Genomic DNA, 14,722 nt, shown 5'->3' on the forward strand with positions numbered 1-14,722 from the left:
GGGTGTGCGCAGCGACACGAAGTGCGCGAAGCATGGGGGAGTGCTTGTTCAGACAGGGAGGTCGCCAGCGGCCTTGCCGAGCCACTTCTTGGACATGGCGTCGAGCGTGCCGTCCTTCTTGGCGGCCGCGATGATCTCGTTGACCTTGGTCTTCAGCGCGGTCTCGCCCTTGGCCACGCCGACGAAGCAGGGGCTGTCCTTCAGCAGCAGCTTGAACTCGGCGCTGACCTTCGGGTTCTTGGCGAGCATGTCGCCGGCAACTGCGGCGCTGGTCGCGATGGTCTGCGTCTGGCCGGCCACGAAGGCGGCGATGGTCGCGTTGTTGTCCTCGAAGCGGCGGTAGTCGACGTTCGGCGGCGCCACCTTGTTCAGCTCCTGGTCTTCCATCGCGCCGCGCGTCACGGCCACGGTCTTGCCGGCCATGTCGGCGAAGCTGGTGAGCTTCATGCTCTTGGCGGCGTACACGGCCTGGAAGAAGGGCGCGTAGGCCGACGAGAAGTCGATCACCTTCTCGCGCTCGGGGTTCTTGCCCAGCGTGGAGATCACCAGGTCGGCCTTCCTGGTCTGCAGGTACGGGATGCGGTTGGCGCTGGTCACGGGCACCAGCTCGACCTTCACGCCGAGCTTGGCGGCGATCAGCTCTGCCATCTCCACGTCGAGGCCTTGCGGCTTCATGTTCTTGTCGACCGAGCCGTAGGGCGGGTAGTCGGTGGGCACGGCGATCTTGATCGTCTTGGCCTTGAGCACGTTGTCGAGCGCGTTCTGGGCATAGGCGCCGCCGGCCGAGGCGAGCATGGCGGCGGAAGCGAGCGCGAGGGCGATGCGGCGCTTGGAAGCAGAGAAAGTCATAGCAGGGCTCCTAGGTAAGTCGAAGAATCGGAATCGGGTGGTGCGCCGGGTTTGCGGCCCTTGCCTTTGGGCGTGGCCGTGTTCTGCAACGGCGCCAGCGCGTCGCGCAACTGCGCCAGCGGATCGGTGGGCGCCTGCACGCGCAGGGCCGACTGCACCGTGCCGATGTGCTCGGCCATCAGCGCCTCGGCGGCGGCGTGGTCGCCGCGCTCCAGCGCCGCGACGATCTGCACGTGGTCTTCGCAGGACTGCACCGCGTCGTGCGTGGACTGGTAGAGCATCGCGATCAGCGTGGTGCGCGCCGTGTAGTCGCGCAGCGTGTCGGCCAGCAGCGTGTTGCCCAGGCACTCGGCCAGGCAGACATGGAAATCGCCCAGCAGGAAGCTGCGGTTGCCGACGTCGCTCTCTTTCAGTGCGGCCTTTTCACGCTGCAGGTGCGCTTTCAGTTGGCGCAGGGCGGCCTTCTCGATCTTGCCGGCGGTGCCCGCGCTGCGGATGAGGCCGAGCTCGATCACCCGCCGCGCCTCGAAGGCCTCGCGCGCCTCGTCCTGCGAAGGCTCGATGACGAACCAGCCGCGACGCGCGCTCACCGTGACGATGCCGCGCGCCGCCAGCCGCGTGAGCGCCTCGCGCACGATGGTACGGCTGCAGTCGAACAGCATCGCCAGCTGCTGCTCGCCCAGGCGAGAACCCGGCGCGAGCTTCTGCGCCATCACCGCCTCGACGATGCGTGCACTGATTTCGGATGCGGAAATGGCCATAGGCCTGCATACCAGCAGCTTCTGTGCCAACTGGTATGCAAGATTTGCGCACCTGAATGGAGCATGCCCCCGCACGGAGGCCCGGCGCGGTGCGCCGATTCAGTGCCGGCCGCGCCCCAGCGCGCTGGCCGGCAGCGCCACAAGCATGAGCAGTGCCGACAGCACCAGCGCCCCGCTCAGCACGTAGAGGCTGGCGGTGAAGCCGCCGGTTAGCGTCTTGAGCCAGCCGACCATCATCGGCGCCACCAGCCCCGCGCTGCCGCCGATGGTGCTGATGAGCGCGATGCCAGCCGCCGCCGCGCTCTTCGACATGAAGTTGCCCGGCACCGCCCACAGCACGGTGAAAGCCGCCGAGATGCCCATGGCCGCCAGCGAGAGACACAGCACGGCGGCGATGGCATCGTGCATGAAGAGCGTGGTCAGCGCCAGCCCCGACGCGCCCACGACCGCGCTGAGCGCGAAGTGCCAGCGGCGCTCCTTGCTGCGGTCGGAATGCCGGCCCACGACGATGTTGGCCGCGATGCCCGCCACCGCTGGTATCACCGAGTAGAAGCCGATCTGCAGCACGCTCAGCCCCATCGACTTCAGGATCGTCGGCTGCCAGAACGACAGCGCGTAGATGCCCAGGATGATGAGGAAGGACATGAAGCCGATCAGCCAGACCCGGCCGTCGCGCATGGCCGCGCCGAAGGTGTGGCGCTCGCCGGCACCGTGCGCGGCCTGGTCCTCGGCCAGCAGGCGGGCCACGCGCTGCTTCTCGGCGGCGCTCAGCCAGGCCGCCTGCGCCGGACTGTTCGACAGCAAGCCGAAAGCCGCGATGCCCAGCAGAACGCTCGGCAGCCCCTCGAGCAGGAAGAGCCACTGCCAGCCGCGCAGCGACAGCACGCCGTCGAGATACGTCATCGTCAGCCCCGCGATCGGCCCGGCCACGATGGGCGCCGCGCCGAAGGCCATGAAGAAGAGCGCCGTGGCCTGCGCGCGGCGGTGCGAGGGGAACCACAGCGTCAGGTAGAACAGCACGCCCGGCGCGAAGCCGGCCTCGAACACGCCGATGAGGAAGCGCAGCACGTAGAACTGCGTGGGCGTGGTCGCGAACATCATCGCGGCCGAGGCCAGCCCCCACAGGCCCATGATGCGCAGCAGCGTCGCGCGCACGCCGATCTTCGCGAGCATCAGGTTGCTCGGAATCTCGAACACCGCGTAGCCGATGAAGAAGATGCCCGCGCCCAGGCCGAACACCGCGTCGCTGAAGCCGAGCTGCTCCTTCATCTGCAGCTGCGCATAGCCCACGTTGGTGCGGTCCAGGTAGTTCAGCACGTAGCAGGCGCACAGCAGCGGCATCAGGCGCCAGGTGATCTTGCGGAAGAGGGCGGCGTCCTCGCGCGCGGTGGCGCCCGGGGAGGTGCTTGCCTGCGCCCCGGCCAGGGTGGCTGCGTTCATCGTCTGTCTCCTCGTTGTCGTTGTTGGGTCAGGCCGTCATCGGCGTTCCGAAGCTGGTCTCGCCCCAGAGGAAGCTGGCTGGCGCGCCCGGAAAGAGCCAGTGCGGCGTGCATTCGGCCGACGGCACCACGTTGCTGAAGCCGTGCGAGGAAGATGTGCCCGCGAGCGTCTTCTCCAGCACCATCGACAGGTACTGGTCGTTGCTGCTCTCCTGCGTGTTGCCGTTGAGGATCACCTCCGCACCGGTGGCTTGCGCGTAGCGGCGGATGCCGTTGTGCCGCGACTGCAGCGGCGCCCAGCTGTCGGCCGACACACCGTTCTCGCTGCTCACCCGCAGGCCGTCGGCGGCGCGGTAGACCAGCGAATGGTTGCCCTCGGTGTGGCCCGGCGTGTGCACCAGCGCCAGCCCGCGCCCGAGCTGGATGCTGCCGTCGAAGGCCACGATTCGCTCGGCCGGGATGCCGTCGAGCCCGTGCGGGCAGTACCACTCGGCCTGCACCGGCATCAGGCCCTGCACGTTCGCGAATTCCTGTCGGTGCACCAGCAGCTTCGCGTTCGGCAGCAGGCCAGGCGTGCCGTCGTTGCCCAGCCAGCGGCGCACGTCCTGCGTGTGGAGGTGGTCGTAGGTGATGTAGTCGACCTGCTCTGGCGCCACGCCGCAGCTCGCCAGCGCCTGCGGCACGGTCTGGTAGACCGGCGCGATGGCCTTGTGCAGGAACTTCGGCGTCTGCGCGGCCAGGCGCTTGAAGTAGGGCGTCTCGTTGCCGGCCTCGAAGTCGGCCGGCGTGAACAGCAGGGTGCGCAGCCGGCCCTCGAAGTCGTCGTACTGGACGAGCACCGTGCGCGCCAGCAGATGCACCATGTGCGGCTTGAGCAACTGCTGCGAATACACGCCGGTGAAGGCGAACCAGGCCGGGTAGGGAATGCGCAGCAGGTCGAAGCTGCGTGCGTAGCGCACCGGCGGCGCGTCGAGCAGGCGCTCGCGCAGGCCCTCGGCGGCGCGGCGGACGGCGCGCAGGCGGTCCTGGGGCATGGCGGCGTCGCGCGCGCCGTCGAAATCCGCGAGCTGCGCGAGGCCGGAGGGTTCGGGGTCTCGGATCATGGGGGCTCCTTGTCTGCCTCGAAGGAAGCGAAATGGATGGGCGGGCGCTCAGTACATCGAGCGCCCGCCCGAGATGTCGAACACCGCGCCGGTGCTGAAGGAACAGTCGTCCGACGCGAGCCATGCGGCCATGGCCGCCACCTCGTCGACCTCGACGAAGCGCCCCATCGGCACGCGCGAGAGCAGGGCGGTGCGAAGCTGCTCGCGGTGCTCTGCGGGCACGGCCGCGAACACGTCGGTGTCGGCCGCCGAGGGCGTGATGCAGTTCACCAGCACGCCGGACGAGGCCATCTCCTTGCCCAACGACTTGGTGAGTGCGATGAGCCCGGCCTTCGAGGCGGAGTAGGCGGCGTTGAAGCCGTTGCCCTCCTTGCCCGCGACCGAGGCGATGTTGACGATGCGGCCGCGGCGCCGGGCGAGCATCGTTGGCGCCACCGCTCGGCAGCACAGCCATGCGCCCGTCAGGTTGACGTCCAGCACGTTGCGCCATTGCGCGGGCGTGTGCTCCCAGACCGGCACGGTCGGGCCGAGCACGCCCGCGTTGTTGACGAGGATGTCGATGCCGCCGAAGCGCTCGTTCGACTGCGAGGCCGCGTGTGCGATCTGCTCTTCGTCGCGCACGTCGACCACAGCCGATGTGGCGGTGCCGAGCGGTTCGAGCTTGCGCAAGGCATCCGCCAGCACCGATGCGTCGAGATCCCACAGCGCGACGCTCGTACCCGCCGCCATGAGCCGCCGCGCGATCGCCAGCCCGATGCCGCGCGCCCCGCCGGTCACGATGGCGTGCCGGCCCGCGAGCGCATCGCCGCGCAGCGCGCTCATGCCGAGGCCGTCTCGGGTGCGCGTGCGGCGGCGGGCTGGCCCAGCAGGCCGCCCACCAGCGCGCCGACGTGCTCGGCCGGCACGCCCGCCAGCAGCTGCCGCAGCATCGTCAGCGTGTCGAAGTACACGCGCTCGCACACCAGCCGGTCGCCCTCGAAGATGAAGAAGGCGTTCATGCGGCAGCGGAAGCTGTTGCCAGTGGGCGGCAGGCCCTTCAGCGGGCCCTTGTGGGTGCCCAGCAGCCAGAACTCGACGACCACCGAATCGTCGGCGTGGCGCAGCTGGATGATCTCGTGGCGCTGGTCGGGAAATGCGCGGCGCGTGTCGACGTAGTACTGGCGCACCTCGGCGATGCCGTCGTGCACCTCGCCGCTGGGAACCAGCTCGTAGTGGGGGTGCGGGAAGGTGCCGAGCACCGCGTCGAAGTCCTGCCGGGTCTCGTCGGCGAAGTGGTCGAGCACGAGGCGCTCGCGGCGGGCCTGGAGTGCCGTGCGTGGGGTGCTGTCGTCGTTCATCGGGGTGTGCTCCATGTGACAGGAAAGCTGCTGACATCGGGTTGGCGCGAATGCGCCTGCCCGGGCTCGCTGCGTACTATCGGCACGCCCCTGAAACAAGACTGTCCGGTGTTGGCAATCGCCGCTACGGACAAACCCGCGATGCCACGCACGCCCCCTTCATCGACCGGCACGGCGCCGGACTCTGCGCAGCCATCGCCGGTGCACAACGGCGACATGCGGCTGGCCGAGCACGTGCAGCGGCGCCTGCTCGAAGTGGCGCACCGGCGCACGCTGGCGCGCGGCGAATCGCTCTTCCACAAGGGCTCGTCGCCCGATGCGCTCTTCGGCGTGGTTTCAGGATCGCTGCGCGTGAGCGTGGTGGCGCCGGGCGGGCGCGAGGCCGTCATCGCGATGCTCGAACCCGGCCACTGGTTCGGCGAGGTGTCGCTGCTGGTGGGGCGCGAGCGCGTCTACGACACCTGCGCGGTCGACACCACCGAGATGGCGGTGGTCGCGGCGGCCGATTTCCACCGGCTCGTGGCCGAGCATCCTGACGTGCACATGGCCTTCACCCGGCTGGTGTGCCTGCGGCTGCGCCAGGCGCTGGCGTGGATCGACGACGTGATCCTGATGCCTCTGCCGGTGCGGCTCGCGCACCGGCTGCTCACGCTGGACGCGCGCGCCGAAGGTACGGGCGAGGGCGGCGGCACGCTGCTGGGCGTGTCGCAGGAAGACCTGTCGTTCATGCTCGGCGTGTCGCGCCAGAGCGTGAACCGGCAGCTCAAGCTCTGGGAGGAAGACGGCACGCTGCGCGTGCGCTACCGCGCCATCGAGCTGCTGGACCGCGCGCGGCTCGAGCGGCACGCGGCCACGCCGCCCTGAGCCGCACGGGTCGGGTCAGTCCATCCGTGCGCCGGAGGCCTTCACCGCCTTCTCCCAGCGCGGCGTTTCCGTCGCGAGGAAGCGCGCGAAGTCGTCGCTGCCCAGGAAGGCCGGGTCGGCGCCCTGGCTCACCATGCGCTCGCGCACCTCGGGGTTGTTGAGCACCTGTTTGAAGGCATCGCTGAGCTTCGCGACCACGTCCTTGGGCGTGTCCTTCGGCGCGAGGAAGCCGTAGAAGCCCACCACCTCGAAGCCCTTGACGCCCGATTCGATGACGGTCGGGATGTCGGGCAGGGCGGGGTTGCGCTCGCGGCTGGTCACGGCCAGGGCGCGCACCTTGCCCTGCTTGTGATAGTTGGCCGCCTGCGGGATCGACTCGGCCATGAACTGCACCTGCCCGCCCATCAGGTCGGTGAAGGCTGGCGCGCTGCCGCGATAGGGGATGTGCACCATGAAGATGCCCGTGGCGGTCTTGAACATCTCGGGCACCAGGTGGCTGATGCCGCCGTTGCCGGCCGAGCCGTAGTTGACCTGGCCGGGCCGCGCCTTGGCGTAGTCGATGAACTGTTTCAGGTTCTGCACCGGCAGCCTGGGCGTGACCAGCAGCGCCAGCGGCTGCATCGCGGTGCGCGCGATGGGCACGAAGTCGCGCTGCGTGTTGTAGGGCAGCTTGCTGTAGAGCGCGCCGTTGATCACCGCCACTCCGGTGTTGGCCAGCATCAGCGTGTAGCCGTCGGCCGGGCTCTTGGCGACCGCGTCGGCGCCCACCGAGCCGCCCGCGCCGGGCTTGTAGTCGACGATCAGCGGCTGGCCCAGCACGGCCTGCAGCTTGTCGGTCAGCAGGCGCGCATGCTGGTCGAGCGGCCCGCCGGCCGGGAAGCCGATGACGATCTTGATCGGCTTGTCGGGAAAGGCGGCCGTTGCCGCCGTGGCGCCGAGGCCGAGGGAAATGGCCGCGAGCGCGGCGCGAAAGGGCTTGTTCATGATCCGTCTCCTGTTCTTGTGAGGAGACGATCATAGGCAGCCCGCTCAGCCGGCCAGCGTCGCCTTCAGCGTGATCTCGGGCACGCTCGCCAGCGCCTTCGACAGCGGGCATCCGGCCTTGGCGGCGGCCGCGATCTCCTGGAACTTCGCCTCGTCGAGGTTCGGCACGCTGGCGTCGAGTTCGAGCTGGATGCGGTCGATCTTGAAGCCCGCGCCATCCTTGGCCAGGCGCACGGCGGCCCGGGTGTCGATCTTCGTGGCTGTCAGGCCTTCTCGTTCCAGCGCGAACGCGAAAGCCATCGTCAGGCAGGCAGCATGGGCCGCGCCGACGATCTCCTCGGGGTTGGTGCCGCGCTTGTCGTCCTCGAAGCGGCTGGCGAAGCCGTAGGGGTAGTCCTTCAGGGCGCCGGTCTCGGTGCTGATCAGGCCCTTGCCGGTCTTGCCGGCGCCTTCCCAGTGAACGCTCGCGTGCTTGTCTGCTGCCATGTCGACTCCTTCATTGCGGTGACGGGTTGCGGGTCAGCAGGTATCGCCGAAGCGGGGGCGCTTGTCTGTAGTCGCACATCGCGTCGCATGCCGCGTCAGAAAAATGGGCGTCGCCAAGGTGACGCCCCGGGGGCTTCCCCGATGGGAGCGGCGGGCGCGGCGGCTTAGGCTGGCGCAAAGCTGCTTTCCCTTCCTTCCCTCTTTCCTCCTTCCGCCCGTTTCAACCATGGAACAACGCCTGCACCACAAGTTCTGGCCCAAGCGCCTGCCGCATTCGATCACCGTCCCCGCCACCTCGCTCTGGCACAACCTGGCCACCTCGGCCGCGCGCTACCCCGACAAGCCCGCGCTGGTGTTCTTCGGCCGGGTGACCAGCTACCGCGACTTCGCCGCGCAGGCCGAGAAGCTGGCCGGCACGCTGCACGCGCTGGGCGTGAAGCGCGGCGACCGCGTGATCCTGGACATGCAGAACTGCCCGCAGCTGGTGATCGCGCATTTCGCGATCCTGCGCGCCAACGCGGTGGTGGTGCCGGTCAACCCGATGAACCGGGCCGAGGAGCTCAAGCACTACATCACCGACCCGGACGCCAGGGTGGCCATCATCACCGGCGACCTGGCGCCCGAGCTGGCCAAGGCCAGCAACGCGCTGCCACCCGGGCAGCGGCTGGACCACATGATCGTGACCCAGTTCACCGACGCCTTCGATGCCGATGCCTCGGGCGACGACGCCCCGGCGCCCGCCTGGAAGGAATGGCTCACCACCCGCCATCCGCTGCCCGCTCTGGAAGGCGGCAAGGTCATCGCCTGGACCGACGCGCTCGAAGCCGGCCACACGCCGCCCGAGCACGTCGTGGGCGCCAACGACATGGCGCTGCTGCCCTACACCAGCGGCACCACCGGCCTGCCCAAGGGCTGCGTCCACCACCACTCGAGCCTGATGCACAACGCCTTCGCGGGCCTGATGTGGGGCGGCTCGACCTCCGAGACGGTGGTGCTGGCCGTGGTGCCCATGTTCCACATCACCGGCGTGGTGAGCATGATGCACACGGCCATCCTCGCGGCGGCCACGCTGATCATCATGCCGCGCTGGGACCGCGACGTGGCCGGCCGGCTCATCTCGCGCTGGAAGGTGACGGCGTGGACCAACATCCCGACCATGGTCATCGACCTGATGGCCAGCCCCAACTTCGCGAACTACGACCTGTCGAGCATGACCTACATCGGCGGCGGCGGCGCCGCCATGCCGCAGGCAGTGGCGCAACGCCTGTTCGAGCAGTACGGCCTGAAGTACCAGGAGGGCTACGGCCTCACCGAGACCGCCGCGCCCTCGCACACCAACCCGTCGGACCACCCCAAGCAGCAGTGCCTGGGCATCCCTTTCATGAGCACCGACGCCCGCGTGGTCGACCCCGACACGCTGAAGGAAATGCCCATCGGCGAATCGGGCGAGATCATCATCCACGGGCCAGAGGTGTTCCAGGGCTACTGGAAGCGCCCCGATGCCACTGCGGCAGCTTTCGTCGAATTCGAGGGCAAGCGCTTCTTCCGCTCGGGCGACATGGGCCGCATGGACGAGGATGGCTACTTCTTCATCACCGACCGCCTGAAACGCATGATCAACGCGAGCGGCTTCAAGGTGTGGCCGGCCGAGGTCGAGCTGCTGATGTTCCGCCACCCGGCCATCCAGGAAGCCTGCGTGATCTCGACCAGGGACGACTACCGCGGCGAATCCGTCAAGGCCGTGGTGGTGCTGCGCCCCACCCACAAGGACACCACCGAGCAGCAGATCATCGACTGGTGCCGCGAGAACATGGCCGTCTACAAGATCCCGCGCAAGGTGCAGTTCGTCGATGCGCTGCCCAAGAGCGGGAGCGGGAAGGTGATGTGGCGGCTGCTGCAGGAGGATGAGAACGCGGGGAAGTGAGCTGGAGCCGGGGGCGCGCTACTCCTTGCGCCCCATCGACTTCAACAATCTCCCGGCTTCTTTCTTCCCATCGGGCGTAACCGAAGCCGCCAGCGTCGCCTTCGTCAGGTAGTCGACGACCTTGCGGTGGTTCTTGTGCGGGCCTTCCCAGAGGAAGAGGCGGCCCAGCTCCAGCGCTGCGTCGCCGTCGCCCTGTGCGTAGGCGCGCTCGAACCAGTAGCGGGCCCAGCGGAAATTGCCTTCGTCGCGGTAGCAGATGGCCAGGTTGGCGCAGCCCGCAATGTCGCCTGCCCTGGCCGCCTTGCGATACCAGAGTCGGGCGGCGGCGCTGTCCTGCTTCACGCCGATGCCGTGGTCGAGGAAGTAGCCGACGCTGTTGAGCGCGTGCGTCTCGCCGGCTGCAGCGGCCTTGAGGAACAGCGACAGCGCCTTCTTGTGCGCGCCGGCGTCCCATGCGTCGTTGGCCGCGAAAAACCAGTCGTCCCGGGTGGGTTCCTGCATGTGCGGGTCTCCTTCGAAGCGCCGTTCAGGGAAGAACGCAAGAAAGAAAAAAACTGTGTCCCGATCTTTTCCGGCGTGCGCATCACTTAGCCTCGATCGGACCGGCCATTCTGCCAATCTCCTGGTCCTTCCGGCTTTTTCATGCACTTTCGCGCGCTGCCTTCCAGTCTTCTTGCTCTCGCTCTTCTTGCCTTTCCCCTTCTCTCCCAGGCCGCGCCGCGCAACTGCCTCGTCGTCGGCATCAGCGACGGCGACACGCTCACCGCCCGCTGCGGGCGCATCGGCGCCTACGAGCGCGTGAAGGTGCGCATCGCAGCCATCGACGCGCCCGAGAAGGCCCAGCCCTACGGCCAGCGCAGCAGGCAGGCGCTCGGCGGCATCTGCTTCGGCGAGCAGGCGCTCATCACCGAGGTCGACACCGACCGCTACGGCCGCACCGTGGCCGACGTGAGCTGCAACGGCGAGGACGCCGGCAGCCGCATGGTCTCCGAGGGCTGGGCCTGGGTGTACGACTACAACCGCCTCGCCACCAAGCGCGGCGGCGGCTTGTTCAAGCTCCAGGAGCGCGCTCAGGCGCGCCGCGCCGGCCTCTGGGCCGACCCGAAGCCGACGCCGCCATGGGAATGGCGCAAGCACCAGCGCGACGAACAGGCACGGCCGCACTGGGGCGGCGGCCATTGGGGCAGCCTTTTCTGAGCCTGCCGGTGCCTGGAGCCCAGGTTGCCAATGTCACGGCAAATTCACGGGATCTCCGGAGCATGGCGGGTTCCCACAATCCCCCGCGACAAGAACATGGCCAAAGACTTCGCCCGCATGGAGGACTCCAATCCCTCCACCAACCCCACGATCCATGACGTTTCCGACCCGGCCCGGCGTGTGTTCGTGCGCGGCGGCATGGCGGCGGCGGTGGCCGGGCTCTTCGGCCCGCTGGCGGCCGGCACTCTGGCCGGATGCGCCACCACCGGCACCACCGGAGGAAGCGGCAACGTGAGCGGCCTGGGCCGCTCCATCGGCTTCAAGAGCGTGCCCATGGCAGCCGTCGACACCGTGGTCGTGCCCGAGGGCTACAGCACCCAGGTTCTCTATCGCTGGGGCGACCCGACCGGCATCGCGGGCGCCATGCCCGCCTTCAAGACCGACGGTTCCAACACCGCCGAAGAGCAGGCGCTGCAAGCCGGCATGCATCACGACGGCATGGCCTTCTTCCCGATCGAAGGCTCCAACCGTGGCCTGCTGGTGCTGAACCACGAATACGTCGACGATGGCCTGCTTCACCCCGACGGCATGAAGACCTGGACGCCCGAGAAGGTGCGCAAGTCGATGAACGCGCACGGCGTGTCGGTCATCGAGCTGCAGCGCGACGGCTTCGGCAAGTGGACCCAGCTCGCGCCCTCGCGCTTCGCGCGTCGCATCACCGCGCTCACCCCGATGACGCTCACCGGCCCCGCCGCCGGCCACGCGATGCTGCGCACCGCCGCCGACCCCTCGGGCACGCAGGTGCTGGGCACCTTCAACAATTGCTCCAACGGCCACACGCCGTGGGGTACCTACCTCACCTGCGAAGAGAACTTCGCCGACTACTTCGAGGGCACCGATACGCCCGACGCCCACCAGAAGCGCTGGGGCATCAAGAAAGGCAACGGCGCCAAGTACCGCTGGCACGAGCACGAGGCGCGCTTCGATGTGTCGAAGCACCCGAACGAATCGAACCGCTACGGCTGGGTGGTCGAGATCGACCCGCAGGACCCCGCCTCCACGCCGCGCAAGCGCACCGCGATGGGCCGCGCCGCGCACGAGGGCGCAGCCACCGCGCTCACCAACGACGGCCGTGCCGTCGTCTACATGGGCGAGGACTCGCGCTTCGAATACATCTACAAGTTCGTGAGCCGCGACGCGGTCAAGCCCGGCGGCGCGGCCGCCAACCGCGACCTGCTCGACCACGGCACGCTGTATGTGGCCCGCTTCGACGTGGATGGCACCGGCGAATGGCTGCCGCTCACGCAAGGCAAGGGTGGCCTCGTGGCCGACAAGGGCTTCACGACCCAGGGCGACGTGCTCATCAAGGCGCGCCAGGCCAGCGACCTGCTGGGCGCCACGAAGATGGACCGCCCCGAGTGGACCACGGTGGACCCGCTGACCAAGGAGGTCTACTGCACGCTCACCAACAACAGCAACCGCGGCGCCGCCGGCCAGCCCTTCATGGACGCGGCCAACCCGCGCTCCAACAACACGATGGGCCAGATCATCCGCTGGAAGGAAAGCGGCGACCTCGATGCCACCAAGTTCACGTGGAACCACCTCGTGCTCGCGGGCGATCCGAAGCAGACGCGCTACGAGGCGCAAGGCAACATCAGGGGCGACACCTTCGGCAGCCCCGACGGCCTGATGGTCGACGCGCGCGGCGTGCTGTGGATCGAGACCGACGTGTCGACCTCCACGCTGGGCAAGGGCGAGTACGCCAACCTGCCCAACAACCAGATGCTGGCCTGCGACCCGACCAAGGGCGAGATCCGCCGCTTCCTGCTCGGCCCGGCCGGCTGCGAGATCTCCGGCCTCACTGCCACGCCCGACCTGCGCACGCTGTTCATCAACATCCAGCATCCGGGCGAACCGGCCAACGAGCGCAGCGATCCCGACCGCCCGCTCGCCGTGTCGAAGTGGCCCGACGGCGCGGGCCGGCCGCGCTCGGCGACCATCGCCATCACCAAGAACGACGGCGGCGTGATCGGGACTTGAGGCTTGGGGGGCAGGGCGCTGCTAGCAGCTGCCCCAGCAGCGCAGCCCCGGCACGAACAGGCCCGCGACGAAGCTGACGGCGCAGAACAGCAGCAGGATCAGCGCCGCCATCTTCAGCCCCTCGGCGCTCCAGCGCGGCGCGAAGTTGCTGAAGAAAAAGCCCGAGGCGAAGGTGCCTTCGAGCCGCTCGGCGCCGCCCCAGCGCAGCACCCAGAGGCAGAACAGCGCTTCGGCCGCATGCGCCGCGATCCAGATGAAGAGCGAGAGCATGTAACTGGTTTTCAGGATTCGCTTTTGCCTTGAACGTCGGCCACCACGCGCGCGTTGCGCTGGAAGCTCCAGTAGGCGCTGGCCCAATCCATCATCACGACCACGCGGTTGCGAAAGCCGATCAGGAAGTAGGCGTGCGCGAACAGCCAGAACAGCCATGCGAGCCGGCCGCTGAAGCGCAGCGGGCCGAAAGGCGTGCCCAGGTCGACCACCGCCGAGTTGCGGCCGATGGTCGCAAGGTTGCCGTAGTCGGCATAGCGGAACGGCACCGTCGGCTGGCCCGCGATGCGGCGCAGGATGTTGGCGGCCGCCGCGCGCCCCGCCTGCTTGGCGCCGGGCGACACGCCGGGCACCGGCCTGGGCGGCTTGCCAGGCGCGTGGCTCATGGCGGCGGCGAGGTCGCCAACCACGCTGATCTCGGGGTGGCCCGCGAGGCTCAGGTCGGGCTCGACCTTGATGCGGCCCGCGCGGTCGCATTCGACGCCCGTGGCCGCGCCGAGCATGCGGCCCAGCGGCGAAGCCGCCACGCCGGCCGCCCACACCACGCAGCTGCTATCGATTCGGTAGCTGTCGACCGGAGCACCGTCCGCGCCGCCGCCAGTCTGCACTTCGAGCCCGGTGGTGTCGATGGAGGTCACCCGCGCGTTCAGCCGCACTTCGACGCCCAGCTTCTGCAACTGCTCCAGCGCCTTCTGGCTCAGCGACTCGGGCATGGCCTGCAGCACGCGCGGGCCGCCTTCGACCAGCAGCACCTGCGCGCTGGCCGGATCGATGTGGCGGAACTCGCCCGAGAGCGTGTGCTTGGCGATCTCGGCCAGCGTGCCCGCCATCTCGACGCCCGTGGGGCCGGCGCCGATCACCACGAAGGTGAGCAGGGCGCGACGGCGTTCCAGGTCGGCGGTGATCTCGGCGGTCTCGAAGGACAGCAGCACGCGGCGGCGGATCTCGAAGGCATCGGCCAGCGTCTTCAGCCCGGGCGCCACGGTGGACCACTCGTCGTGCCCGAAGTAGCTGTGCGTGGCGCCGGCGGCGACGATCAGGTGGTCGTACGGCACGCGGTCGCCGTTGGCCAGCTGCACCGACCGCGAGGCCGGATCGATGCCGCTCACCTCGCCCAGCAGCGTCGTGATGTTCTGCTGCTTGCGGAACAGCCCGCGCACCGGCGCCGCGATGGACGGTGCGGCCAGCCCGGCGGTCGCCACCTGGTACAGCAGCGGCTGGAACAGGTGGTGGTTGGTCTTGTCGATCACCGTCACGTCGACATTGGCGTTCTGCAGCTTGCGCGCCGCTTCGAGTCCGCCGAATCCGCAGCCGACGATGACGACTTTGGGCCTGCCCGATGGGTTGGTCGTTTGCATGCGTCGGATGATACGCAGCCCTCCTGCACGCCCCGGCGTCTTGTGCCACAGTGGCTCCCCCTTGTGCTCTTTGCCGAAGTCGCGGCGGCAGGCCTGCGGCGTTTTGTCCT

General features: G+C 68.8%; 15 protein-coding genes. 4 read left to right on the forward strand and 11 right to left on the reverse strand.

Annotation, left to right across the window (positions count from 1 at the left end; all coding sequences use genetic code 11):
* Positions 1 to 48: 48 nt before the first annotated feature.
* The 6 genes from ABL838_RS10395 to ABL838_RS10420 all read right to left on the reverse strand — a co-directional run bounded on the left by ABL838_RS10395 (position 49) and on the right by ABL838_RS10420 (position 5,489).
* Positions 49 to 849 carry a transporter substrate-binding domain-containing protein gene (locus ABL838_RS10395; protein WP_126024152.1) on the reverse strand — a complete coding sequence of 267 codons (801 nt, stop codon included), beginning with the start codon at positions 847 to 849 and terminating at the stop codon, positions 49 to 51.
* The gene (locus ABL838_RS10400) at positions 846 to 1,610 is read right to left on the reverse strand and encodes a GntR family transcriptional regulator (RefSeq protein ID WP_418125253.1); all 765 of its coding nucleotides are present in this window, start codon (positions 1,608 to 1,610) and stop codon (positions 846 to 848) included. Before ABL838_RS10400 ends, ABL838_RS10395 begins: the two co-directional genes overlap by 4 nt.
* A gap of 99 nt (positions 1,611 to 1,709) precedes the next feature.
* Positions 1,710 to 3,050 carry an MFS transporter gene (locus tag ABL838_RS10405; protein WP_418125254.1) on the reverse strand — a complete coding sequence of 447 codons (1,341 nt, stop codon included), beginning with the start codon at positions 3,048 to 3,050 and terminating at the stop codon, positions 1,710 to 1,712.
* A gap of 28 nt (positions 3,051 to 3,078) precedes the next feature.
* Positions 3,079 to 4,152, reverse strand: a complete 1,074-nt coding sequence (locus tag ABL838_RS10410; RefSeq protein WP_418125256.1) for a hypothetical protein — start codon at positions 4,150 to 4,152, stop codon at positions 3,079 to 3,081.
* Between the two features lie 48 nt (positions 4,153 to 4,200).
* On the reverse strand, positions 4,201 to 4,974 hold the full coding sequence (locus ABL838_RS10415; protein ID WP_418125257.1) for an SDR family NAD(P)-dependent oxidoreductase: 774 nt from the start codon (positions 4,972 to 4,974) through the stop codon (positions 4,201 to 4,203).
* Positions 4,971 to 5,489: an ester cyclase gene (locus ABL838_RS10420; protein WP_418119806.1), complete on the reverse strand. Its 519-nt coding sequence runs from the start codon at positions 5,487 to 5,489 to the stop codon at positions 4,971 to 4,973. The genes ABL838_RS10415 and ABL838_RS10420 overlap by 4 nt, the downstream gene beginning before the upstream one ends.
* Positions 5,490 to 5,630: 141 nt before the next feature.
* Between ABL838_RS10420 and ABL838_RS10425 the strand changes: the two genes are divergently transcribed.
* A complete protein-coding gene (locus tag ABL838_RS10425; RefSeq protein ID WP_418125258.1) occupies positions 5,631 to 6,353 on the forward strand; it encodes a Crp/Fnr family transcriptional regulator in 723 nt (240 codons plus the stop codon).
* Between the two features lie 15 nt (positions 6,354 to 6,368).
* Here the strand turns inward: ABL838_RS10425 and ABL838_RS10430 are convergent, their stop codons facing one another.
* Together ABL838_RS10430 and ABL838_RS10435 are read right to left on the reverse strand one after the other, a co-directional pair.
* Positions 6,369 to 7,337, reverse strand: coding sequence for a Bug family tripartite tricarboxylate transporter substrate binding protein (locus ABL838_RS10430; protein ID WP_418125259.1), 969 nt, complete (start codon positions 7,335 to 7,337; stop codon positions 6,369 to 6,371).
* Positions 7,338 to 7,382: 45 nt separating this feature from the next.
* On the reverse strand, positions 7,383 to 7,823 hold the full coding sequence (locus ABL838_RS10435; protein WP_184636200.1) for an OsmC family protein: 441 nt from the start codon (positions 7,821 to 7,823) through the stop codon (positions 7,383 to 7,385).
* Positions 7,824 to 8,049: 226 nt separating this feature from the next.
* On the opposite strand from ABL838_RS10435, the gene ABL838_RS10440 reads away from it, so the two are divergent.
* Positions 8,050 to 9,747 (forward strand): long-chain fatty acid--CoA ligase, encoded by a 1,698-nt coding sequence (locus tag ABL838_RS10440; protein WP_418125260.1) that lies wholly within the window; start codon positions 8,050 to 8,052, stop codon positions 9,745 to 9,747.
* 18 nt (positions 9,748 to 9,765) lie between these two features.
* Here ABL838_RS10440 and ABL838_RS10445 read toward each other — a convergent pair whose 3' ends face one another.
* Positions 9,766 to 10,248 (reverse strand): tetratricopeptide repeat protein, encoded by a 483-nt coding sequence (locus tag ABL838_RS10445; RefSeq protein WP_418125261.1) that lies wholly within the window; start codon positions 10,246 to 10,248, stop codon positions 9,766 to 9,768.
* A gap of 141 nt (positions 10,249 to 10,389) precedes the next feature.
* Here ABL838_RS10445 and ABL838_RS10450 point away from each other — a divergent pair, with 141 nt between their 5' ends.
* The gene (locus ABL838_RS10450; RefSeq protein ID WP_369658805.1) at positions 10,390 to 10,944 is read left to right on the forward strand and encodes a thermonuclease family protein; all 555 of its coding nucleotides are present in this window, start codon (positions 10,390 to 10,392) and stop codon (positions 10,942 to 10,944) included.
* Between the two features lie 96 nt (positions 10,945 to 11,040).
* Complete coding sequence (locus ABL838_RS10455; RefSeq protein ID WP_418125262.1) at positions 11,041 to 12,984, forward strand: PhoX family protein; 1,944 nt, start codon at positions 11,041 to 11,043, stop codon at positions 12,982 to 12,984.
* Between the two features lie 21 nt (positions 12,985 to 13,005).
* Here ABL838_RS10455 and ABL838_RS10460 read toward each other — a convergent pair whose 3' ends face one another.
* Both ABL838_RS10460 and ABL838_RS10465 read right to left on the reverse strand, forming a co-directional pair.
* On the reverse strand, positions 13,006 to 13,254 hold the full coding sequence (locus ABL838_RS10460; protein WP_418119812.1) for a hypothetical protein: 249 nt from the start codon (positions 13,252 to 13,254) through the stop codon (positions 13,006 to 13,008).
* Between the two features lie 11 nt (positions 13,255 to 13,265).
* Positions 13,266 to 14,612 (reverse strand): NAD(P)/FAD-dependent oxidoreductase, encoded by a 1,347-nt coding sequence (locus tag ABL838_RS10465; protein WP_184636210.1) that lies wholly within the window; start codon positions 14,610 to 14,612, stop codon positions 13,266 to 13,268.
* Positions 14,613 to 14,722 lie beyond the last annotated feature (110 nt).

The organism is Variovorax sp. 160MFSha2.1, from assembly GCF_048305075.1.
Classification (GTDB): Bacteria; Pseudomonadota; Gammaproteobacteria; order Burkholderiales; family Burkholderiaceae_C; genus Variovorax; species Variovorax guangxiensis.

Excerpts from the sequence above, each read along its gene's own strand:
- ABL838_RS10395 (WP_126024152.1), bottom strand. The coding sequence starts at position 849 with ATGACTTTCTCTGCTTCCAAGCGCCGCATCGCCCTCGCGCTCGCTTCC.
- ABL838_RS10400 (WP_418125253.1), bottom strand. The coding sequence starts at position 1,610 with ATGGCCATTTCCGCATCCGAAATCAGTGCACGCATCGTCGAGGCGGTG.
- ABL838_RS10405 (WP_418125254.1), bottom strand. The coding sequence starts at position 3,050 with ATGAACGCAGCCACCCTGGCCGGGGCGCAGGCAAGCACCTCCCCGGGC.
- ABL838_RS10410 (WP_418125256.1), bottom strand. The coding sequence starts at position 4,152 with ATGATCCGAGACCCCGAACCCTCCGGCCTCGCGCAGCTCGCGGATTTC.
- ABL838_RS10415 (WP_418125257.1), bottom strand. The coding sequence starts at position 4,974 with ATGAGCGCGCTGCGCGGCGATGCGCTCGCGGGCCGGCACGCCATCGTG.
- ABL838_RS10420 (WP_418119806.1), bottom strand. The coding sequence starts at position 5,489 with ATGAACGACGACAGCACCCCACGCACGGCACTCCAGGCCCGCCGCGAG.
- ABL838_RS10425 (WP_418125258.1), top strand. The coding sequence starts at position 5,631 with ATGCCACGCACGCCCCCTTCATCGACCGGCACGGCGCCGGACTCTGCG.
- ABL838_RS10430 (WP_418125259.1), bottom strand. The coding sequence starts at position 7,337 with ATGAACAAGCCCTTTCGCGCCGCGCTCGCGGCCATTTCCCTCGGCCTC.
- ABL838_RS10435 (WP_184636200.1), bottom strand. The coding sequence starts at position 7,823 with ATGGCAGCAGACAAGCACGCGAGCGTTCACTGGGAAGGCGCCGGCAAG.
- ABL838_RS10440 (WP_418125260.1), top strand. The coding sequence starts at position 8,050 with ATGGAACAACGCCTGCACCACAAGTTCTGGCCCAAGCGCCTGCCGCAT.
- ABL838_RS10445 (WP_418125261.1), bottom strand. The coding sequence starts at position 10,248 with ATGCAGGAACCCACCCGGGACGACTGGTTTTTCGCGGCCAACGACGCA.
- ABL838_RS10450 (WP_369658805.1), top strand. The coding sequence starts at position 10,390 with ATGCACTTTCGCGCGCTGCCTTCCAGTCTTCTTGCTCTCGCTCTTCTT.
- ABL838_RS10455 (WP_418125262.1), top strand. The coding sequence starts at position 11,041 with ATGGCCAAAGACTTCGCCCGCATGGAGGACTCCAATCCCTCCACCAAC.
- ABL838_RS10460 (WP_418119812.1), bottom strand. The coding sequence starts at position 13,254 with ATGCTCTCGCTCTTCATCTGGATCGCGGCGCATGCGGCCGAAGCGCTG.
- ABL838_RS10465 (WP_184636210.1), bottom strand. The coding sequence starts at position 14,612 with ATGCAAACGACCAACCCATCGGGCAGGCCCAAAGTCGTCATCGTCGGC.